Annotated in this window: 17 protein-coding genes; 11 read left to right on the top strand and 6 right to left on the bottom strand. The window is 64.5% G+C overall.

Translation table 11 applies throughout. The features are described 5' to 3' along the window. Nucleotides 1-62 precede the first annotated feature (62 nt). The 10 genes from ACNKU3_RS18930 to ACNKU3_RS18975 all read left to right on the top strand — a co-directional run bounded on the left by ACNKU3_RS18930 (nucleotide 63) and on the right by ACNKU3_RS18975 (nucleotide 12,895). Nucleotides 63-1,811, top strand: a complete 1,749-nt coding sequence (locus ACNKU3_RS18930; RefSeq protein ID WP_418261130.1) for a thiamine pyrophosphate-binding protein — start codon at nucleotides 63-65, stop codon at nucleotides 1,809-1,811. 64 nt (nucleotides 1,812-1,875) lie between these two features. After that, a complete protein-coding gene (locus ACNKU3_RS18935) occupies nucleotides 1,876-3,654 on the top strand; it encodes a thiamine pyrophosphate-binding protein (RefSeq protein WP_418261131.1) in 1,779 nt (592 codons plus the stop codon). Nucleotides 3,655-3,791: 137 nt separating this feature from the next. Continuing rightward, the gene (locus ACNKU3_RS18940; protein ID WP_418261132.1) at nucleotides 3,792-5,222 is read left to right on the top strand and encodes an aldehyde dehydrogenase family protein; all 1,431 of its coding nucleotides are present in this window, start codon (nucleotides 3,792-3,794) and stop codon (nucleotides 5,220-5,222) included. A 33-nt stretch (nucleotides 5,223-5,255) separates the two neighbouring features. Next, entirely contained in the window at nucleotides 5,256-6,953 is a 1,698-nt protein-coding gene (locus tag ACNKU3_RS18945; RefSeq protein WP_418261133.1) for a class I adenylate-forming enzyme family protein, read from the top strand. Nucleotides 6,954-7,124: 171 nt separating this feature from the next. Beyond that, nucleotides 7,125-7,733 carry an alpha-ketoglutarate-dependent dioxygenase AlkB family protein gene (locus ACNKU3_RS18950; protein WP_418261134.1) on the top strand — a complete coding sequence of 203 codons (609 nt, stop codon included), beginning with the start codon at nucleotides 7,125-7,127 and terminating at the stop codon, nucleotides 7,731-7,733. 149 nt (nucleotides 7,734-7,882) lie between these two features. Beyond that, entirely contained in the window at nucleotides 7,883-9,580 is a 1,698-nt protein-coding gene (locus tag ACNKU3_RS18955; RefSeq protein ID WP_418261135.1) for an FAD-dependent oxidoreductase, read from the top strand. 96 nt (nucleotides 9,581-9,676) lie between these two features. Then, nucleotides 9,677-10,087 (top strand): nuclear transport factor 2 family protein, encoded by a 411-nt coding sequence (locus ACNKU3_RS18960; RefSeq protein ID WP_418261136.1) that lies wholly within the window; start codon nucleotides 9,677-9,679, stop codon nucleotides 10,085-10,087. A 3-nt stretch (nucleotides 10,088-10,090) separates the two neighbouring features. Further along, nucleotides 10,091-10,519: a nuclear transport factor 2 family protein gene (locus ACNKU3_RS18965; protein WP_418261137.1), complete on the top strand. Its 429-nt coding sequence runs from the start codon at nucleotides 10,091-10,093 to the stop codon at nucleotides 10,517-10,519. A 139-nt stretch (nucleotides 10,520-10,658) separates the two neighbouring features. Continuing rightward, nucleotides 10,659-11,510 (top strand): SDR family NAD(P)-dependent oxidoreductase, encoded by an 852-nt coding sequence (locus ACNKU3_RS18970; protein WP_418261138.1) that lies wholly within the window; start codon nucleotides 10,659-10,661, stop codon nucleotides 11,508-11,510. Nucleotides 11,511-12,034: 524 nt separating this feature from the next. Further along, complete coding sequence (locus ACNKU3_RS18975; protein WP_418261139.1) at nucleotides 12,035-12,895, top strand: alpha/beta fold hydrolase; 861 nt, start codon at nucleotides 12,035-12,037, stop codon at nucleotides 12,893-12,895. 11 nt (nucleotides 12,896-12,906) lie between these two features. On the opposite strand, the gene ACNKU3_RS18980 is transcribed toward ACNKU3_RS18975, so the two are convergent. The 3 genes from ACNKU3_RS18980 to ACNKU3_RS18990 all read right to left on the bottom strand — a co-directional run bounded on the left by ACNKU3_RS18980 (nucleotide 12,907) and on the right by ACNKU3_RS18990 (nucleotide 15,806). Then, nucleotides 12,907-13,365, bottom strand: coding sequence for a hypothetical protein (locus tag ACNKU3_RS18980; RefSeq protein ID WP_418261140.1), 459 nt, complete (start codon nucleotides 13,363-13,365; stop codon nucleotides 12,907-12,909). Between the two features lie 20 nt (nucleotides 13,366-13,385). Next, complete coding sequence (locus ACNKU3_RS18985; RefSeq protein WP_418261141.1) at nucleotides 13,386-14,747, bottom strand: SRPBCC family protein; 1,362 nt, start codon at nucleotides 14,745-14,747, stop codon at nucleotides 13,386-13,388. A 189-nt stretch (nucleotides 14,748-14,936) separates the two neighbouring features. Beyond that, nucleotides 14,937-15,806, bottom strand: coding sequence for a helix-turn-helix domain-containing protein (locus ACNKU3_RS18990; RefSeq protein WP_418261142.1), 870 nt, complete (start codon nucleotides 15,804-15,806; stop codon nucleotides 14,937-14,939). 178 nt (nucleotides 15,807-15,984) lie between these two features. On the opposite strand from ACNKU3_RS18990, the gene ACNKU3_RS18995 reads away from it, so the two are divergent. Then, the gene (locus tag ACNKU3_RS18995; RefSeq protein ID WP_418261143.1) at nucleotides 15,985-16,665 is read left to right on the top strand and encodes a TetR/AcrR family transcriptional regulator; all 681 of its coding nucleotides are present in this window, start codon (nucleotides 15,985-15,987) and stop codon (nucleotides 16,663-16,665) included. Nucleotides 16,666-16,738: 73 nt separating this feature from the next. Here the strand turns inward: ACNKU3_RS18995 and ACNKU3_RS19000 are convergent, their stop codons facing one another. The 3 genes from ACNKU3_RS19000 to ACNKU3_RS19010 all read right to left on the bottom strand — a co-directional run bounded on the left by ACNKU3_RS19000 (nucleotide 16,739) and on the right by ACNKU3_RS19010 (nucleotide 19,977). Continuing rightward, nucleotides 16,739-17,506: an enoyl-CoA hydratase/isomerase family protein gene (locus ACNKU3_RS19000; RefSeq protein ID WP_418261144.1), complete on the bottom strand. Its 768-nt coding sequence runs from the start codon at nucleotides 17,504-17,506 to the stop codon at nucleotides 16,739-16,741. Between the two features lie 89 nt (nucleotides 17,507-17,595). Then, the gene (locus tag ACNKU3_RS19005; RefSeq protein WP_418261145.1) at nucleotides 17,596-18,762 is read right to left on the bottom strand and encodes an acyl-CoA dehydrogenase family protein; all 1,167 of its coding nucleotides are present in this window, start codon (nucleotides 18,760-18,762) and stop codon (nucleotides 17,596-17,598) included. A gap of 21 nt (nucleotides 18,763-18,783) precedes the next feature. Continuing rightward, complete coding sequence (locus ACNKU3_RS19010; RefSeq protein WP_418261146.1) at nucleotides 18,784-19,977, bottom strand: CaiB/BaiF CoA transferase family protein; 1,194 nt, start codon at nucleotides 19,975-19,977, stop codon at nucleotides 18,784-18,786. Nucleotides 19,978-20,039: the final 62 nt, after the last annotated feature.

The following is a 20,039-nucleotide window of genomic DNA, read 5'->3' on the forward strand; positions in this document are numbered from 1 at the left end:
AACCACTAACAACAAAACAGACGATTCGCGGCGCCCGCCGCGGACCGCAACTGGAGCCCTATATGTCAGTACCTGTTTACCAACGCATCGTCGACCTGCTGGAAGCGGAAGGCATCGATACCCTGTTCGGCATCCCGGATCCCGGTTTCATGCACATGGCCATGACCTGCGAGGCGCGGGGCTGGAAAGTGGTCGCGCCCCACCACGAACAGAACGGCGCCTTCATGGCCGACGCCTGGTCGCGGATGAGCGGCAAGCCCGGGGTCTGCTTCGGCACCCAGGGTCCGGGCATCTCCAACCTCGCCACCGCGATGATCGTGGCGAAAAAAGAGTGCTCGCCGACCATTTTCTTCGGCGGCAACCGCTCGCGCACCGCCAACCAGCGCGCCCGGGTCGGCCGCATCCAGTTCATGGATCAGCTCGAACACTTCAAGCCGCTGGTGAAATACGCGGCCATTATTGAAGACGCGGACCAGACCGACGAGATCATTCGCGAGGCCATCCGCCAGTGCACCACCGGCAAGCCCGGCCCGGTGTACGTGGAGCTGCCGCTGTCGGTGATCCACGAGACCTTCAACTGGCCGCCGGTACAGGCGCCGGAGCAGTACCGCATGGTCGAACAGGCCGCCAGCGGCACCATGGTCGCCAAGGCCGTCGAACTTATCAAAGGCGCGAAAAACCCGGTCATGCTGGTCGGCCAGGGCATGTTCACCTCGCGCTCCCACGCGCTGGTCGCGCAGCTGGCGGAAAAGCTCGACTGCCCGATCCTGCAGACCTCCGGCTGCGCCATGACCATCAAGGGCCAGGAAGAGCGCACCTTTGCCTACGGCTTTTCGCCTGCCGGCCGCGCCGCCGCCAGTGAATCCGACCTGTGTATCGCCATCGGCACCGAACTGGGCGAGCCCGTGCACATGGGCATCGGCCGCCACTGGGAGAAAGGCGACGCCCAGCGCAAGTGGATCTACCTGGATCGCGACGGCGCCGCCATGGGCGTGAACCGCCCCATCGATGCGCCGCTGGTCGGCTGCATGCGCGACATCATCCCGCAACTGATTGCTGCCCTGGGCGACTACCAGGGCAGCGCCAGCACCGAGTTCGACGGCTGGAAGTCGATGCAGAAAGAGTGGAAAGCCGAACTGCTGGCCGGCGTGCCCAGCGGCGGCGAGCAGATTCACCCGGCGCGGCTGATCGTCGAGGCGACCCGGGCGATCCCGGACAACGCCATCTATGCGGCGGACGGCGGCTCCACCACCATCTTTGGCTGGACCTACACCCAGTACAAGCCGGAGGACCTGGTGTGGAACCAGAACACCGGCCACCTGGGCACCGGCCTGCCCTACGCCATCGGCGCCGCGCTGGCCACCGACGGCAAGCGCCCGGTGGTGTTCATCACCGGCGACGGCTCCTTCCAGTTCTCCCTGAACGAGCTGGAAACCGCCGTGCGCAAGAAACTGCCGATCGTCACCGTGGTCGCCTGCGACTACGCCTGGGGCCTGGAAGTGGGCGTCTGGAACAAGCAGGTGGGCATGGACTCACCGAAGACCGAGGCGCGCTGGAGCAAGACCGTACGCTTCGACAAGATCGCCGAGGGCTACGGCGCTTACGGCGAATACATCGAGGACGAGACCAAAATAGCAGCCGCCGTCGAGCGCGCGGTCGCACGCGCCATGGCCGAGGGTGTGCCCACGGTCATTCACGTTCCGGTCGACCCCCAGGCCAATGCCATGGAGGCGCCGAACTACGAAGAATTCAAGTCCTGGTATACGGACTTCAAGGCCGGATACGGCGCAGAGGCAGAGGACGCCTACTGAGCGAGGCGCCGGAGAGCGCCGCCCTGTTTCCAATATTTGCTCGCACTCTACAAGGTACAAAAATATGTACGCAGATGAAAAAGCCCCGGTCGCAACGCCGGCGTCCAGCGACCGCCGCACGGTCAAGGTCTACGAACGCATCCTCGAACTGTTCGAGGCCGAGGGCGTCAAGACCGTATTCGGCATTCCCGATCCCAACTTCGTGCACCTGTTCGTCGCCGCGGAAGCGCGCGGCTGGGACATTGTCACCCCGCACCACGAACTGGCCACCGGCTTCATGGCCGAGGGCTGGACGCGGATGACCGGCAAACCGGCGCTGGCGATCTGCACCCTGGGCCCGGGCATCGCCCTGTCCTCCGGCGCGATGATGGATTCCCTGGTGGAAAACTGCCCGGTGATCTTCCTCGGCGGCCAGCGCGCCCGCATCACCGAGCGCCGGGTACGCCGCGGCCGCATCCAGTTCATCCAGCAGGAAGACCTGTTCAAGAACTCGGTGAAGTGGAGCGCCAGCATCGAGTACGCGGACCAGACCGACGAGATCATCCGCCACGCCCTGCGCGTGAGCCAGTCCGGCACCCCCGGCCCGGTGTACATCGAGTACCCCTCCCACGTCATCCAGGAAGACCTGGAAGTGCCGCCGGCCCTGCCGCCCTCGGAGTACCGCCTGTTCGAACCCGGCGCCGATGGCGAGATGGTGGCGAAGGCCGTGGAGCTGATCAGGAACGCCGAGTGCCCGATCATCCTCACCGGCCACGCGGTGCAGTGCACCCGCTCCGGTCACAAGGTGAAGGAACTGGCGGAACTGATGGGCTGCCCGGTGCTGCAGACCTCCGGCGGCAACGCCTTTATCGAGGGCATTGAAGACCGCACCTTCCCCTACCTGTTCGCCGAAGTGGCCGACGAGATCGTCGCCAAATCCGACGTGGTCATCGCCATCGGCACCGAGATCGGCGAGCCGGTGCACTACGGCCGCGGCTTCCTGTGGGCCGAGGGCAATGTCGACCGCAAGTGGATCTACGTGGAACTGGACCCGGAAGCGATCGGCCAGAACCGCCCCATCGACGTACCGCTGGTGGGTGACCTGCGCAGCGTGGTACCGCAGATCAGCGCCGGCCTGAAAGACAGCCCGCGCGCCGAACACCCGGACCTGCAGCGCTGGATCGCAGAAGACAAGGCGCGCCTGCAGGCGCTGACCGAGCAGGACTTCAGCACCGACAGCGGCCGCGTACACACCGGCCAGTGGGTGATCGAGGCCACCGGCGCCATGCCCGCGGATGCCATCCACGTGCGCGACGGCGGCTGCACCGTGATCTTCACCTGGACCTACCTGCAGTCCAAGCCCCACGACGTGATCTGGAACCAGAACTTCGGCTGCCTCGGCACCGGCCTGCCCTACGCGGTGGGTGCGTCCATCGCCGACGGCGGCAATCGCCCGGTGCTGTTCACCACCAGCGACTCGGCCTTCCTCTACCACATCGGCGAACTGGAAGTGGTGGAACGCTTCAACCTGCCGATGGTCATCGTGGTGGCGGTGGACAACGCCTGGGGCCTGGAAGTGGGCGTGTACAAGCGCACCTTCGGCCACGGCAACACCAACGAGCCGGGCGTGCACTGGAGCAAGAGCGTGCGCTTCGACCAGATCGCCGAGGGCTTCGGCCTGCGCGGCGTGTACGTTGAGAAAGGCGAGGACATCGGCGCTGCGATCACCGAGGCCTTCGCCAGCGGCAAGCCCACCGTGATCCACGTGCCCATCGACCCGGTCATCAACCACGGCGGCAACCAGAACCTGGACACCCCGAACTACGACCGGTTCCGCACCTGGTACGCGGAAGGCCAGCAGTAATCGGGTGAGCGATTCACCGCAAACGGCCCGTCCCGCGCGACTCCGCGCGGGACGGGCCAGAATTACCGGAACCTTCCCCGGCCCGTGCCGCGGAAGGTTCACTCGTTAATGGAACAAGCCAGAGGGATAACAGAGCCATGCGCGAATACCTGAAGTTCTACATCGACGGCCAGTGGGTCGACCCCATCGAGCACACTGTCGGCACCACCATCAATCCCGCCACCGAGGAACCCTCGGGCAAGATCGCCCTGGGCGGTGTGCAGGACGTGGACCGCGCGGTGCAGGCCGCGCGCAGGGCCTTCAAGAGCTGGTCGAAAACCAGCCGCGAGGAGCGCCTGGCGGTGATGGAGCGCATCCTCGAGGAATACAACAAGCGCAGCGCCGATCTCGCCGCGGCCATCACCGAGGAAATGGGCGCGCCGGCCGGCCTGGCGGGCGGCTTCCACATCCACCTCGGCCTCGGCCACCTGACCACCGCCATCGAGGTGCTGAAGGAATTCGCCTTCGAGGAAAAGATCGGCAACAGCCTGATAGTGAAAGACCCGATCGGGGTCTGCGGCCTGATCACCCCCTGGAACTGGCCGGTCAACCAGATCGCGGTCAAGGTCTTCCCGGCCCTGGCCACCGGCTGCACCATGGTGCTCAAGGCCTCCCAGGAATCCCATTTCTCCGCCCAGATCTTTACCGAGATCCTCGACGCCGCTGGTGTCCCGGCCGGCGTGTTCAACATGATCCAGGGCCGCGGCTCGGTCGTGGGTGAAGCCCTCGCCGTGCACCCGGAAGTGGACCTGGTCTCCATCACCGGTTCCGAGTCTGCCGGCGTGCAGGTGGCGATCAACGCCGCCACTTCGGTCAAGCGCGTGTGCCAGGAACTGGGCGGCAAGAGCGCCCACATCATCCTTGACGACGAGCAGATGGCCGCCAACGTGGCCGGCGCCATCGGTGGGGTGATGATGAACTCCGGCCAGACCTGCAGCGCCTCCACCCGCATGCTGGTACCGAAGGCGCGCATGGAAGAAGCCATCGCCGCGGCGCAGGAAGCCGCCGCCCAGGTCACCGTGGGCGACCCCAACAGTGAAGTCGCCATGGGCCCGGTGGTCTCAGGCAAGCAGTTCGAGTCCATCCAGGGTTACATCGCCAAGGGTATCGACGAGGGCGCCACCCTCATCGCCGGTGGTGTCGGCCGTCCGGAGGGTCTCGACAAGGGCTTCTACGTCAAACCCACCGTGTTCGCCAATGTCACCAATGACATGGTCATCGCCCGCGAGGAAATCTTCGGTCCGGTGCTGTGCATCCTCGGCTACGAGGACCTCGACGACGCCGTCGCCATCGCCAACGACTCCGACTTCGGCCTCGCCGGCAACGTCTCCGGCGTCGACCTGGAGACCGCCCGCAATGTCGCCCGGCAGATGCGTACCGGCGCCATCTACATCAACGGCGGCTTCGACTTCCACGCGCCCTTCGGCGGCATGAAACGCAGCGGCAATGGCCGCGAGTGGGGCGAGTACGGCTTCCACGAGTACGTGGAAATCAAATCACTGGTGGGCTATGAGCCCGCAGCGGGCTGAAAATTAAAGCAGCAGGAACGGGTAGAACAGACAATGAGTGACACACAGGAAAGACTGTCCATCATCCGGGGCATCCCCCTCGCCGAGGAGAAAGGCACGGGCGCCCTCACGCTGGGTGGCTACATCCGCGAGCTTACCGAGCGCTACGGGCCGCGGGAAGCAGCCAACCTGCGCCTCGGCGACAGCATCGAGCGCTGGACCTACGACGAGTTGTGGGCGCGCTCCGTGCAGGTGGCGAAGTCCCTGCTGGCCATGGGCCTGACCCGCGGCACCCGGGTGGGCATCATGATGACCAACCGGCTGGAATTCCTTTCCGCCACCTTCGGCACCGCGCTGGCCGGTGGCGTCGCCACCACCCTCAGCACCTTCTCCACCCAGCCCGAACTGGAAGTCATCCTGGAGAAATCCTGCTGCAGCTACATCCTGTTCGAGCGCAATGTCCTGAAAAAGGACTTCGCCGCGATGCTGGTGGAGGCCGAGCCCGGCCTGGCCACGGCCCGGCCCGGTGAACTGCAGTCTGAAAAATTCCCCTTCCTGCGCTACGCCGCGGCGGTGGACAGCGACGACCTGCCCACGGGCATGGAGACCTGGCAGCAGTTCCTCGCCCGTGGCGCGGACATCAGCGACGCCCTGGTCGACGCCACCGCGGCCACCGTCACCCCGGCGGACCCCGGCGTACTGTTCTTCTCCTCCGGCTCCACCGGCAAGCCCAAGGGCATTCTCAGCGCCCACCGCGGCGTGACCCTGCAGCTGTGGCGCTGGGCCCAGTGGCTGGGCTTCGGCGAGGAAGGCGTGCGCTCCTGGTCCGCCAACGGCTTCTTCTGGTCCGGCAATTTCGCCATGGGTATCGGCGGCGCGCTCTCCGTGGGCGGCACCCTGATCCTGCAGCGCACCTTCGACCCGGAGGACGCGGTGGACCTGATGCACGCCGAGGGCGCCACCTACCTGTTCGCCTGGCCGCACCAGTGGAAGCAGCTGATGGACGCCCCCAACTGGCTGACCACCGACCTCTCCAGCCTGAAATACGTGGACAAGGACTCGCCCATCGCCCAGCACCCGGACATCGAGCCCGGCGACTACACCGAGCCGGCGGCGGCCTACGGCAACACCGAGACCTTCACCCTGAGCACCGTGTTCCCGGCCAATACGCCGAAAGACGTTGTGGGCGGCAGCCACGGCAAGCCGGCGGCGGGCAACATCATCAAGATCGTCGACCCGATGAGCGGTGAAACCGTGCCCCTGGGCGAAACCGGTGAGATCGCGGTCAAGGGCGCCACCCTGATGCTCGGTTACGTCGGCATCCCGCTGGACGAGAGCGTCGACGAACAGGGCTTCTTCCGCACCGGCGACGGCGGCTACGTGGACGAGGAGGGCCGCCTGTTCTGGCACGGCCGCCTCAACGACATCATCAAGACCGGCGGCGCCAACGTGTCGCCGATCGAGGTCGACACCGTGCTTGCCACCTACCCCGGGATCAAGATTCCCCGCTGTGTCGGCGTGCCCGACGAACTGCTGGGTGAAGTCGTGGTGGCCTGCATCGTGCCCCAGACCGGTGTCGAGCTCGACGGGGAGGCAATCCGCGCCTTCCTCAAGGAACGCCTCGCCAGCTTCAAGATCCCGCGCAAGTTCCTGTTCTTCACCGAAGAGGAACTGGAAACCACCGGCAGCTCGAAGATCAAGCTGGAAACCCTGCGCAAGCTGGCGACCGACCGGCTGGCAGCCGAGGGTTGAGGAGGAGAAAAGGGGTCAGAGCCCTTTTTTCATCTGCTGGCGCAGGGGGTCAGGCATACGTGGGGAAAAAAGGGCTCTGACCCCTTTTCTCTCCGCAAGATCCGGGTCGACCCTGCAGCCTGCGGGAGCTACTCTGAGCCCTGCAGAATTGACTGACAGACACTCTCCGCCGTGGACTTATTCGACCAGCAGGAACTGGGGCCTGTCGCCCTGATCGCAAAGGACGGTGACGTCGCCTACCACGGTATCCTGCTGCCTCCCGCAGAGGCGGACCACCACCTCGCCGGCCTGCTGCACGACATCGACTGGCGCCGCGACGAGGCGGTCATCTTCGGCCGGCACATCCTGACCAAACGCAAGATCGCCTGGTACGGCAACAAGCCCTTCAGCTACACCTACTCCAACACCACTCGTGTCGCCCTGCCCTGGACCAGCCAACTCCTGCAGCTGAAACGCCAGGTGGAAACGCACACCGGTGAAACTTTCAATTCCTGCCTGCTGAACCTCTACCACGACGGCTCCGAGGGCATGGCATGGCACTGTGACGAAGAGGTGGACCTGAAGAAGAATGGCGCCATCGCCTCCCTCAGCTTTGGCGCCGAGCGCAAGTTCTGCTTCAAGCACAAGCGCAGCGCGGAAGTGATTTCCGTGGTACTGCAACACGGCAGCCTGCTGGTCATGCAGGGCAGCACCCAGAGCCACTGGCTACACCGCCTGCCGCCGAGCAGGAAAATCCGGGAACCGCGGGTGAACCTGACCTTCCGGACGATTGTCGAATAAAAAGGCTGCCGAGCCCTTTTGTCGCCGATCGGTGAAAAGGGGCTTTGACCCCTTTTCACCTTGATCCCGGTTACTCCCGGTTGCCCAGTAATGAAACGATAGAGTACTATTTGTAAAAGCTCCGTAAAATAATCAGAAAGGGATTGCTCATGCTCAACAACCTTCCCGACCACTGGGACCTGGAAACCGATCTTGTCGCCATCGGTTCCGGCATCGGCGGGCTGTCCGCCGCCATTACCGCGGCACAGCAGGGCGCCAGCGCCATCGTGCTGGAACGCGCCCCGCAACTCGGCGGTGTCACCGCCCTGTCCATGGGCGAGGTCTGGGTGCCCGGCAACCGCCATGCCCGGGCGCTCGGCGTCGAGGACTCGGTGGAAAACGGCTTCCACTACCTGCAGCGGCTCGCCATGGGCTACGGCGACGAGCTGGCGATGCTCAACCTCGCCGCCCATGCCAACCCGGTGTACGAGCACTTCTCCTCGACCATCGGCCTGCAGCTCACCGCCATCGAGGCCTGCCCCGATTACTACTACGGCCACTGCGACTTCGCGGTGGCGCGCGGACGCCTGCTGGAACCCGTGCCCTTCGCCGGCGAAAGCCTCGGCGAGTGGCAGGGCCGGACCCGGGTCTCCCCCCAGGTGCCCTACGGCATGACCCACGCCGACATCGACGCCGGCGGCGGTACCGCCAACATGCTGCACTGGAACTACGAGATCATGGGCGAACGCCTGGGCCGTGACGAACGCTGTCTCGGCCCCGGGCTCGCCGCCTATTTCGTCAAGGGCGCCATCGACCTCGGCATCCCCCTCTACACGGACACCTGTGCCGAGGAACTGATCGCCGATGGCGAGCGGGTGATTGGCGTGCGCGCCGTCAGGGATGGCAAGGACATCTACATCAAGGCCAACCGCGGCGTCGTAGTCGCTGTCTCCAGCTACGAGCGCAACCCGGAACTGAACAAGACCCTGAGCCAGCAACTCGACATCGGCTCCATGGTGTTCTCCAGTGTCGACGGCGCCAACTTCCGCCTCGCCGGCCCGCTGGGCGCGCAGGTAGCCCGGGTGCCGGACATCACCTCCATGTGCTTCCACGTCCCCGGCGAGGAGGACGACGAGGGCCAGCCCCTGTGGCGCCCCACGCTGCCCTTTATCGGCCAGCCCCATGTCATCGTGGTCAATCGCGAAGGCAAGCGCTTCGGCAACGAGGCCTTCTATCGCGATTTCTACTACCAGGTCGACCGCATCAACGGCGGCGACCAGACCCACCCCAATTTCCCCTGCTGGGTGGTGATGGACAGCCAGGCCCGGGAGAAATACCCCTTCGGCTCGGTGATGCCGGGGCAGGAACTGCCGGAAGGCCTCGGCGTGAAAGCGGATAGCATCGCCGAACTGGCGGAGAAAACCGGCGTGAATGCTGCGCAATTACAGGCCACGGTCAGCAGTTTCAACGCCGGCGCAGAACGCGGCGAGGATCCGGAGTTCGGCCGCGGCACCCACCCCTGGAGCGTGTGGATGTGCGGCGATCCCAATCACCAGCCCAACGGCAACCTCGGCCCGCTGGAAAAAGGGCCCTTCTATGCGGTCGAACTGCGCCGTATGGGCGGCTCGGCGATTCCTGCGGCGGGCCTGCTCACCGACCAGCACTGCCGCAGCGTGGGCTGGGACAGGCAGCCCATTCCCGGTCTCTACGCCGCGGGCAACTCGGTGGCGCGCATGGAAACCGGCGCGGTGATGCAAAGCGGGATTTCCAATGTGCGCGGCATGGTGCACGGCTATCTCGCCGCGCTGCACGCACTGGGCAAGCCCAGCGAACTGCTGCCGGAAACCGTCAGGCGGCTCGGGCTCTAGGCCCGCCGACCAGGGCCGGGGCGCGTTGAATCGAGACAGGCCCCGGCACAACAGGCCACCCTCAATCCCTTGGAAAGACACGCCAGGAGAGCTCCCATGAGCGAACAGAACAAACAGGTAGTGCGCGAGTTCATCGAAGCAATGGGCCGCGGCGACCGACCCGCAGCGGACAAACTGATCACCGACGACGCCTTCACCCTGGCGATGGGTTACAGCAAGTTCGCCGGTGTACGCGAGCGGGAGACCATTCTCGCCACCATCGCCGGCTTCCGCGAACTGATGCCCGAGGGCATGCAACCCGAGATTCTCTCGATGACCGCCGAGGAAGACCGCGTGGTCGCGGAGTTCAAGGGCAACGGTACCCTGGTCAATGGCGAAGCTTACTGCAACGAGTACTGCATGGTCTTCATGCTGCGCGACGGCAAGATCGCCCAGGTGCGGGAATACTTCTGCACCGTGCTCGCCGAGCGCGTCCTGCTGCCGCTGTTCGAAGCGGCGGGGCTGTAAGCCATGAACATCGAGGAACTGCTGGCACGGGAGAGTATCCGCCAGACCATGGCCCGCTATTCGATCGCCGGCGACGATTTCGACGCCGACGAGTACATCACCTGCTTCACCGCCGACGCGGTGATGGAATTCGTCAACTTCCCCGGCATCGGCGACCTCAAACTGGAGGGCCGCGAGGCCATCTACGAATTCGTCAGCGGCTGGTTCGGCGCGGTGCAGCGCGGCGAGACGCCAGTCCCCGGGGGATTTATGCGCCACAACCTGACCACCTGCCGGATCGACCTGGACGGCGCCGATGCCGCCCGCTCGCGCACCTACTGCGTGGTATTCAACACCAACGGTGCGGAGAGCAGCGGCGTGTACACCGACCAGTGGCGGCGGGAGGGTGCGCACTGGTTGCTGGAACACCGGCGCTGGAAGCCCGACTGCTGATTCAGCAACTGACGGAGTACCTGCCCGCAACTGGCGAAAACCGTACCGGGCATTCCACTAAAACAGCTGTGGTGTACTGGACGACACCACGACAAGACAATCAGGACTTGCCCATTCTTACAATAAACCTGGAATCCCTATGACTGATATCAACGGAAGAACCGCCGTCGTCACCGGCGGCGGCAGCGGCATCGGGCGCGGCCTGGCGCTGGAACTGGCGGCACAGGGTGCCGCAGTCGCGGTAGCCGACATCATCCTCGACAACGCGCAGAAAGTCGCCGACGAAATCGAGGAAGCCGGGGGCCGGGCCATCGCCGTCCACTGCGATGTCTGTGACCGCGACTCCGTCCTCGCCATGAAGAAACAGGTCGTGGACGCCCTCGGCCGGGTGTCCCTGCTGTTCGCCAATGCCGGTGCCACCTCCTTCGAGCGCATCACCGACATGAGCGAGAACGACATCGACTGGATCATCCAGGTCAACCTGATGGGGGTCACCAATTGCCTGCTGGCCTTCTACCCGGACATGGTAGCGGCGCGCGACGGCCACATCTTCGCCACCGCCTCCACCGCCGGCCTGATGCCAACTTTCGTGCCCTACCACGCCCCCTATTCCGCCGCCAAAATGGGCATCATCGGCATGCTGCTCAACCTGCGCGAGGAAGCCGCGGAAGCCGGCGTCGGCTGCACGGTACTTTGCCCGGGCGGCGTGCAGAGCGGCATGAAGGACAACAACGCCAAATACCGTCCGGAGCGCTTCGGCGGACCCGGCGAGGGCGGTATCAAGGTTCCCGACAACTGGGTAGCCCACGGCGACCTGGTATTCCGCCCCGCGGAGGAAGTCGCCCGGCTCTGCCTGCAGGCGGTCAGGAACAACCGGCCGATGGTGATTACCGACGGCAATATGCGCAAGACCTTCGAGGAGGGCTACCTGAAGATCGTGATGGGCGCCTTCGATGACGTGGATGCGTTTGATCGCAGCGTGGAGGGTTAATCGAGTTCTCGGTAAACAACTGTGGGGCGGTTCTTCTGGCAGTTTCTATCGAGCTTCAACCCACACCCCTTCCGCGGCTCGAAGGCGTTTTGACTCACCACGGAAGGGGTGTGGATTGAAGCTCTTGCTCTGTGTTGATGCGGACATTGTTGCTTTCGATAGTCATCCACGACTGCTGTAGTTGATCCAGATGTTTTGATTGATACAGACACGTAAACGACGTCTGAATGAATCAAAGAAATTCAGGATTGATCCACCTTGAAACTTGCGCCGTGGGTAGAGTGTGAAGCAGCAGCTGCCTGCTGGAACCGTGTGGCGACAAGGATGTCGCCACCCGAGCCTGCACATGGATGTGCGCTTTTTGGCGTGTTCCAGCAGGCAGCTGCTGTTTCACACTCGGCAACGTTGCTACCACCTACCTCACCAAACAAGCAAAACTACTTCCCGAGTCATTCCTGCCAGATAACCCACAGTGCACAATGAATCGCAACCCACCCTCTACAGACCAATAACAGGAAACCACCATGGCCTACACCGACATCAACGGCATTGGCATCGCCTACGACCTGCTCGGCGACCCCGGCGCACCGGCCGTGGTGATCACCCCCGGCGGGCGCTTTCCCCGCGATACCCAGGGCGTTCCGCAACTCGCCGAACAACTGGTGGCGAGCGGCCGTCAGGTGCTGCTCTGGGACCGGCCCAACTGTGGCGGTTCCGATATCTGCTTCGATGCGCCCAGCGAATCCGGTATGCAGTGCGACGCCCTGGTGGGGCTGCTGCGGGAACTGGACCTGGGACCGGTTGCGATGCTCGGCGGCTCCGGGGGCTCGCGAATTGCGCTGCTGGCCGCGGCGGCCGCGCCGGAACTGGTGTCCCATCTGTCCGTGTGGTGGATCAGCGGCGGGCCGATATCACTGGCCCAGCTGGCCGCCTACTACTGCGGTGATTCGGCCATGGCGGCAGCGCGCGGGGGAATGGAGGAAGTCGCCGCCCTGCCCGGCTGGCGCGAACAGATCGAACGCAATCCGAAGAACCGCGAGATTATCCTGGCGCAGGACGCCAATGCCTTTATCGAGCGGATGCAGCAGTGGGCGGCGGCCTACGCGTACTCGGAAACCTCCCCGGTACCCGGCATGGGTCCGGCGGAGTTCGCCCGCCTGGCCATGCCGACGATGATTTTCCGCAGCGGGCAGAGCGACATCAGCCACACCCGCCGCACCAGCGAGTGGGTCCACGAGATGATCGCGGGCTCGCAGCTGGTGGAACCGCCGTGGCCGGACCAGGAGTGGAACAACTGCTCGAAGATACCGCTGGAACCGGGCCGCGGGCGTTTCGAGCGCTGGCCGCTACTGGCTCCGCAACTGCTCGACTTCCTGAACCGCTGACCCGCCCGGGTTCAGGCCTCTGTCGAGGTCTTCGCCGCGTCGATAATCCACTGGCCGCTGTCGCGGGCCTGCTCGTAGATATCGAGGTGGCGAATCCTGCCGGCGGGATCGAAGCGATACACCGCGACCACATTCTTGCGGATGAACTCCTCGCCCCGGTAGTGGCGCTCCTCGATTTCCTGGTACACGCTGTCACCGATTTCCGCGATGCGGAAAATGGTGGTTTCAAAGCGTGTGCCGCCGGCCCACTGGGTGAGGAAGTCTATGTATTCGGCCCAATTCATGGTCTCAAGGTAGGCGCCGACCCGGCAGAATTCCTCGACCGCAACATAGTCGCGCAATACATCCCAATCGGCCGTACTGACGGCGCCGCCACTCACCAGGCCCTCCAGCACGGTACAGTAGTCGATCACGGTTCTGGTCAATGGGCCGGTTTCACCGGTACAGGCGGTCGCAGTAGTAATGATCATGCGGTGATGTCCTTTTGTGGTCAGCTTTCGGGATCGGCCTGCCAGCGGTCGAGCTGGCGGTGGAAATGCGCCAGGCGCACCTCCTGCCGGGAGAGCGCGAGGTGCGTCAGGGCACGGTTGCGCAGGCCCTTTTGCTGGCGCTGCATCTGGTCAAAATCCTGTTCCAGGGCGAGGAAATAATTGAAGTGCTCGCCCTCGGGAACATCGGTCGGCAGCAATTTCTGCGCTTCCCTTTCGGTTTCCGGGAACCACTGGAAATTGCTCACGTGCCAGATGCAGCGGTTGGGGTCGCCATCGGGATGCGGCACCGCGCTGATGAAGGTCGCCTCCCCGGCATGGATCGTCAGGAACAGGTTGGGAAACACCAGGTAGAACTGGTTGTCGCTCATCTGCGTATCGGTCAGGCCGGAAACATCCAGTCCCCGCGCCGACAGGGTCTCGCGCATGGCCTGCTGCAGCAACAGGCGCGGGGTGACGCCTTCCGGCAGATGCCCGGCCTGGCCCTGGCGGTTCTCTTGCAGCAAGCGCTCGAAGGCCGGCAGGGAATCCGCCACACCGGGGAAGGTTGCCGGCAGGCCGCGGATCGCCTCCGCCTGTTGCTCCAGGGTGATATCCGGCGTGTTGGCCGCGCCGAAGGGCGCGGTGGCCACGCTGTGGTCGCCGAGGAAGCGGTAGCGCTCGCGCGACTCGTCCATGGCGTTGACCAGTTCGGGGTGAATGCCCTGGATGTGGTAGCCCTCCTGGAAGGCGTCCATGACCACCTTCCAGTTGCAGTCGAGGCTCTCGCGCACATTGAGGCCGCAGGCGACCATCTCCTGCATCCGGTAGGGCGCCAGCAGGGTTGCAATTTCACCGAGGTAATCCGCCAGCGACGGGGCTTCGCTATCCGGGTTGAGGAAAATAAAGCCTGCAAAGCATTCCACCGGCACGGCAATCAGGCCCAGTTCCTCCCGGCAGCCGACGAATTCCTCCAGCGAGCCATCGAAATCCGGTCGCGGCACCCCGACCAGTTGGCCTTCGAGATCAAAGGACCAGCGGTGGTAGGGGCACACCAGGCGCGCCGAATTGCCGCGCCCTTCACACAGGGCATTGCCGCGGTGGCGACAGGCGTTTACGAAACCCCGGATCAGCCCGTTGCCATCGCGCAGCAGCAGGAAGGACTGGTCAAACAACCGGTATTCCAGCCAGTCGCCCCGTTTCGCCAGCTCCTCTTCGCGGCCTACCACCTGCCAGCAGCGCGACCAGAGCCGGTCGCGCTCCCTGCGGTGGTAGTCCTCGGCGCAGTAACGGGCGGTATCCACCCGCATCGGGAACTCGGTGAAATCCAGTTCCGATAGCAACGGCGCCGTATCCACAGAGGCGCCGGGAAGCTGTGTACCCATACATTGAAACCCCGCTCTTGGCTTTTGGCTCTTGTTTCTTGTTATTGGGGGGCAGGCGCTGCTGCCGCCAGGTCGCGACAGCACTGATAGTAGGAAGCATCGGGCAAGGGGTCAAAGACCGCCGTCCCGGAACCGGGAAACAGGCGCGGGAAAACGAAAATACGTCGGGAAAACGCAAAAAGCCCCGGCTCAAACCACCTCGCCCGCGCGGACGCGGCGGCGGTAACGGGAGGGTGACATACCGACGAAGCGCCGGAACGCGGTCGAGAAATAGGCGCCACCGGCGAAACCCAGGCGCAGTGCGATCTCGCTCACCGCAAGGTCGCTGTCGCGCAGCAGATCCCGGGCCAGCAGGAGGCGCTGCTGGGTAATGGTGTCATGCAGCGAACTCCCCGTGGACACCTTGAAAGCGCGCATCAGGTGCCCCTCGCTGACGCCGCAAAGTGCGGCGATTTCCGCAACCGGGGGGAAGCCCGTTTGCGCCGCCGCGGCGAGGCGCTCGCGAATGCGCCGCAGTTGCCACGCGCAGAGCCCGCCGCGCACCCGCCGCGCCGGGGCCTCGCCGGGCGCGCGCTCGCGTCCCGCAAGGCGCGCCAGTTCGACCAGCAACAGGCGGCTGGCGGCCTCGATGACAATGTCGGCACCAAAACCCGGCTGCACCGTTTCCCAGTGAATCCGCTGCATCAGCGCGGGAATCTGGTCGCCGCTGAGATTGAGGAAATCGGTGGCCCGCTCGTACCAGCGCTCGGCGGTGATCCCGGTAATCTCTTCAAAATAGGCGTCGTCGTAGACACAACTGAGGCCGCGAAAAGCGCTTTCCGGCGGCAAAACGCTGACGGCGAAGGTCGGGGGCAGCAGGCCCACCGAGCGCACGCGGGAGAAATATTCGCCGGCGGAAGGCCCCTCAAAGCGCAGTGGGGAATGGTGTTCCGACAGGCGCTGGGTCAGGTAGTAACCAGGCACCGTGGGGTGGAACGACTGCAGGGTGCTCCACTCGATATTGGCGAGTAACACCGAGACTTTCGGCAATCTGATCTGCTGTTCGATAATCTGTTGCATGCGACTGACCCGCTGGTTGGTCAAGGCCCGGAGTACCCACAGCGCGAGCCCTGTGAGGTTATCACCGGGAACCGGCCACGGCTACAGTCACTCCCTGCACATTGTTGCAGGGCGCGTTCTCGGGTAAGTTTCACGCTGAGCCTCGCCTACCAGCCCCGACAGGGAACCATCGCCGACCATGGAAAATAACAAGCAGCCTCCAGCGACAGCGGGCACAGCGAAAAAAGCCCGCGCGAAACGCCCCTCCCGCCCCGGCCCCGGCAGGCCCACCCGGCAGCAGGCCCGGCAGCGCAACCTCGAACTGCTGGACCTGGCCCTGGACCAGTTCCTGCAGAAAGGCTACGAACGTACCACTATCGAGGGCATCGCCACCTCGGTGGGCATGGCCAAACGGACGGTCTACACACTGTACGGCGACAAGAAAACCCTGTTCAAAGCCGCCCTGGAGCGGGCGATCAACGAATGGATCATGCCGGTCGAGGAACTGCGCGCCCTGGAAACCGATAACCTCGAGGAAACCCTGCTGAGCATCGGCCAGTTGCTGGTGGACAACGTGATGACCCCGGCTGGCCTGAAACTGTTGCGCATCACCAACGCTGAGGCCAACCACATGCCGGAGATCAGCGCCTATACCTACGAACAGGGCACCGGGCCGACACTGGAGTTCCTCTCGGCGATGTTCGCCCGCCGGCTGAAACTGGCCGCCCCGGTGGCGGACGAAGCCGCGCTGTCATTCCTCTACCTGGTGGTGGGCGGCCCGGCCAGCCTCAGCATGTGGGGCGTACCCATGGACAAGCGGCGCATCAGGCAGCACACCGACTATTCGGTTCGCCTGTTCCTGCATGGGATTCTGCCCTAGCTCGAGCCGCGATCAGGGGTCAGAGCCCTTTTTCTTTTCAAAAGAAAAAGGGCTCTGACCCCGGTTTGGGAGGCTACTCACCCTTCCACTGCGGCTTGCGCTTCTCCGCGAAGGCCCGCGGCCCCTCCTGCGCGTCCTCGCTGTTGTAGCAGTGCTCGGAGGCGTGGCGTGCGGCCTGCAGGGCCGCGGCGCGCCCCATCTCGGTGGCCAGCATGACCGTTTCGCGGGCCGCCTTTACCGAAAGCGGGGCGCCTTCGAGAATCTCCCCGGCCAGCTCAAGTGCGCAATCCAGTAACGCTTCCGGCTCCGCCAGGCGATTGACCAGGCCAATCTCGTAGGCGCGCTGGGCCGTGACCGGCTTACCGGTGAGCAGGATCTCCATCATGATGCGCTGGGGAATCATGTGGATCAGCGGCGAGGCCCAGGGCGAGCTGCGGCCGACCTTGACCTCGGTCACGGCGAATTTCGCCGCGGTACTGGCCACGCAGAGGTCGCAGGCCTGGGCGATCATCCAGCCGCCGGCGAAGGCCACGCCGTTGACCGCGGCGATGGTGGGCTTGGACAGTTCGATGGTGTCGTAGGGCAGCGGGAACATGTCCCGCGGCGGCACCTTCATCCCGGTGCTGACCATCTCCTTGAGGTCACCGCCGGCGCAGAAGGCCTTGTCGCCACTGCCGGTGAGGATCGCCACCCGCAGCGCCGGGTCGTTTTCGAAGCGCTCCCAGGCCGCGAACAGGCCCTCGCGCACTTCCCTCAGCAGGGCGTTGCGCGCCTCCGGGCGGTTGATGGTGATGATCGCGATACCGTCAGTGCGGGCATCGAATAAAACAGCGTCGGACATCGGGGTGCCTCCGGAAGGGGTCAGAGCCTTGCCGAACCGGGGTCAGAGCCCTCGGCGGCCGAAAAAGGGCTCTGACCCCGGATAAGTACTCAATACGAACGCGGCAGTTCCAGCACGTGCTCGGCAATAAAATTGAGGATCATGTGCGGGCTGACCGGCGCGGTGCGCGGAATCAGCACTTCGCGCAGGTAGCGTTCCACGTGGTATTCCTGCGCGTAGCCCATGCCCCCCAGGGTCAGCATCGCGGTGTGGCAGGCTTCGAAGCCGGCTTCCGCGGCAAGGTATTTGCCGGCGTTGGCCTCGACCCCGCACTCCTCGCCCTTGTCGAACAGGTTGGCCGCCTTCAGCAACATCAGGCTGGCGGCTTCCAGCTGCGCCCAGCACTTGGCCAGCGGGTGCTGGATGCCCTGGTTCATGCCGATCGGGCGGTCGAAGACGATACGCTCGCGGGCGTAGCGTGCGGCCCGGTCGATAGCTACCTTGCCGAGGCCGATGGCCTCTGCGCCGAGCAGGATGCGCTCCGGATTGAGGCCCTTGAGGATGATCCTGAAGCCTTCGCCCTCCTCGCCGATGCGGTCTTCCTCCGGGATGAACAGGTCGCTGATGAACACCATGTTCGAGCCCACCGCGTGGCGACCCATCTTGGGAATGATGCGGTGCTCGATATTGGCGCGATTGAGGTCGGTGAAGAACAGCGACAGCCCCTGGGTCTTGCGCGTGCACTCTTCCAGCGGCGTGGTGCGCGCCAGCAGCATCATCTTGTCGGCGACGTGGGCGTTGGTAATCCAGATCTTTTCGCCATTCACGCGGTAGCCGCCAGCGACCTTTTCCGCGCGGGTCTTCAGCCTGGTGGTGTCCAGGCCGACGTTGGGCTCGGTGACCGCAAAGCACATTTTCTGTTCGCCGGAGAGAATTGGCGGGATCATCCGCTGCTTCTGTTCCTCGGTGCCGAACAGCTCGATCGGTTCCAGGCTGAACACCGGGCCGTGGACGGCGGAGGCGGCGCTCATGCCGCCGCCGGCCTCGGAAATCGCCTGCATCATGATCGCGGCCTCGGTGATGCCGAGACCGGCGCCGCCAACGGATTCCGGCATGGCAATCCCCAGCCAGCCGGCCTCGGCCAGGGACAGGTGAAAATCGCTCGGGAACTCGCCGCTGCGGTCGTGCTCCAGCCAGTACTCGTCGCTGAACTGGGAGCAGTGCTTGAGTACGGCCTCGCGGATATTGCGCTGGTCGTCAGTAAGGGAAAAATCCAATGTCCTATCCTCGCAGTTTATTCAGAGCACAGTGCCGGTTGCGGAGTCCGGCGCAGCATCCTGTTCTTTCTCTGTATCCAGTCCGAACTCCCGGAACACCTCGTCGGTGTGTGCGCCGAGGGTCGGCGTGGGACCGTGCACCTTGCCCGGGCTCTGTGAGAACCACGTCGGCACACCGGGAAAACGCACTTTACCGCTGGCTGTCTCCACCTGTTCAAAAAACCCCACCGCGTTCAGGTGCTCGTTCTCGAACAACTCGTCCAGGGTGCGGATCGGCGCGCAGGGTACGTGCAGTTCGCGCAGCAGCGCCAGCCACTCGTCCGTGGTGCGCTCACTGAAAGTCTCCGCCAGCAGGCCGTAGACCCGGTTGATCTGCTTCGCCCGCTGTTCCAGCGTCGCCAGCTCCTCGCTGGCCCAGGCCGGTTGTACCGCATCGATAAACGCGTTCCAGTGCTTGTCGTTATAGACCAGTGCCGAGAGATAGCCATCTTTGGTCTTGTAGGGCTGGCGGTTGGGAGCCAGCGCCCGGTGGTAACCGGCGGGGCCCAGCGGCGGGTTGAAGATCGCCCGGTCCGCGTGCTCCACCAGCAGGAAGGAGGCCATGGTCTCGAACATGCCCACCTCCACTTCCTGGCCCTCGCCGGTGCGTTCGCGGTGGAACAGGGCCATCACCGTGGCGTAGAGCACAGTCAGGCCGGCGACCTTGTCAGCCATGATGGTGCCGATGTAGTCCGCATCACCGGTCAGCATCTGCTGGGCCGCGACCAGGCCGCACTCGGCCTGGATGGTGTCATCGTAGGCCGGCAGGTCACCGTCGGGGCCGCGGCGGCTGTAGCCGTAGCAGTTGGTGTAGACAATGCGCGGATTGATGGCGCTGACCGCGACATAGTCGAAGCCCAGCCTGGCGATCGCCTTGCCGCGCATGGAGTGAATGAACACGTCCGCCGACTCGATCAGCTTGCGCAGGCTCTCCTTGCCCTCCTCGCTGCGCAGGTCCAGTACCACGCTGCGCTTGCCGCGGTTGACGTTGAGGAAGACACCGCTCATACCCGGCTCGACGCCGACGGAAACAAAGCGGGTGGGGTCGCCGGCGGGCGGTTCGATCTTGATCACGTCGGCGCCCATGTCGGCCATGATCTGGGTCGAGTAGGGGCCCATGACCATGGAAGTGAGGTCGATGACGCGGACGCCTGTGAGGGGGCCGGATTTTTTCATTTGGAGCTCCGTAGCAGGGGTCAGAGCCCTTTTATGCTTTGCATAAAAGGGCTCTGACCCCG

It is taken from the genome of Haliea sp. E17, from assembly GCF_048323675.1.
Lineage (GTDB): Bacteria > Pseudomonadota > Gammaproteobacteria > Pseudomonadales > Halieaceae > Mangrovimicrobium.

Bases quoted from the DNA above. Each gene is read 5' to 3' on its own strand.
- ACNKU3_RS18930 (WP_418261130.1), top strand. From the start codon at position 63: ATGTCAGTACCTGTTTACCAACGCATCGTCGACCTGCTGGAAGCGGAA.
- ACNKU3_RS18935 (WP_418261131.1), top strand. From the start codon at position 1,876: ATGTACGCAGATGAAAAAGCCCCGGTCGCAACGCCGGCGTCCAGCGAC.
- ACNKU3_RS18940 (WP_418261132.1), top strand. From the start codon at position 3,792: ATGCGCGAATACCTGAAGTTCTACATCGACGGCCAGTGGGTCGACCCC.
- ACNKU3_RS18945 (WP_418261133.1), top strand. From the start codon at position 5,256: ATGAGTGACACACAGGAAAGACTGTCCATCATCCGGGGCATCCCCCTC.
- ACNKU3_RS18955 (WP_418261135.1), top strand. From the start codon at position 7,883: ATGCTCAACAACCTTCCCGACCACTGGGACCTGGAAACCGATCTTGTC.
- ACNKU3_RS18960 (WP_418261136.1), top strand. From the start codon at position 9,677: ATGAGCGAACAGAACAAACAGGTAGTGCGCGAGTTCATCGAAGCAATG.
- ACNKU3_RS18965 (WP_418261137.1), top strand. From the start codon at position 10,091: ATGAACATCGAGGAACTGCTGGCACGGGAGAGTATCCGCCAGACCATG.
- ACNKU3_RS18970 (WP_418261138.1), top strand. From the start codon at position 10,659: ATGACTGATATCAACGGAAGAACCGCCGTCGTCACCGGCGGCGGCAGC.
- ACNKU3_RS18975 (WP_418261139.1), top strand. From the start codon at position 12,035: ATGGCCTACACCGACATCAACGGCATTGGCATCGCCTACGACCTGCTC.
- ACNKU3_RS18980 (WP_418261140.1), bottom strand. From the start codon at position 13,365: ATGATCATTACTACTGCGACCGCCTGTACCGGTGAAACCGGCCCATTG.
- ACNKU3_RS18985 (WP_418261141.1), bottom strand. From the start codon at position 14,747: ATGGGTACACAGCTTCCCGGCGCCTCTGTGGATACGGCGCCGTTGCTA.
- ACNKU3_RS18990 (WP_418261142.1), bottom strand. From the start codon at position 15,806: ATGCAACAGATTATCGAACAGCAGATCAGATTGCCGAAAGTCTCGGTG.
- ACNKU3_RS18995 (WP_418261143.1), top strand. From the start codon at position 15,985: ATGGAAAATAACAAGCAGCCTCCAGCGACAGCGGGCACAGCGAAAAAA.
- ACNKU3_RS19000 (WP_418261144.1), bottom strand. From the start codon at position 17,506: ATGTCCGACGCTGTTTTATTCGATGCCCGCACTGACGGTATCGCGATC.
- ACNKU3_RS19010 (WP_418261146.1), bottom strand. From the start codon at position 19,977: ATGAAAAAATCCGGCCCCCTCACAGGCGTCCGCGTCATCGACCTCACT.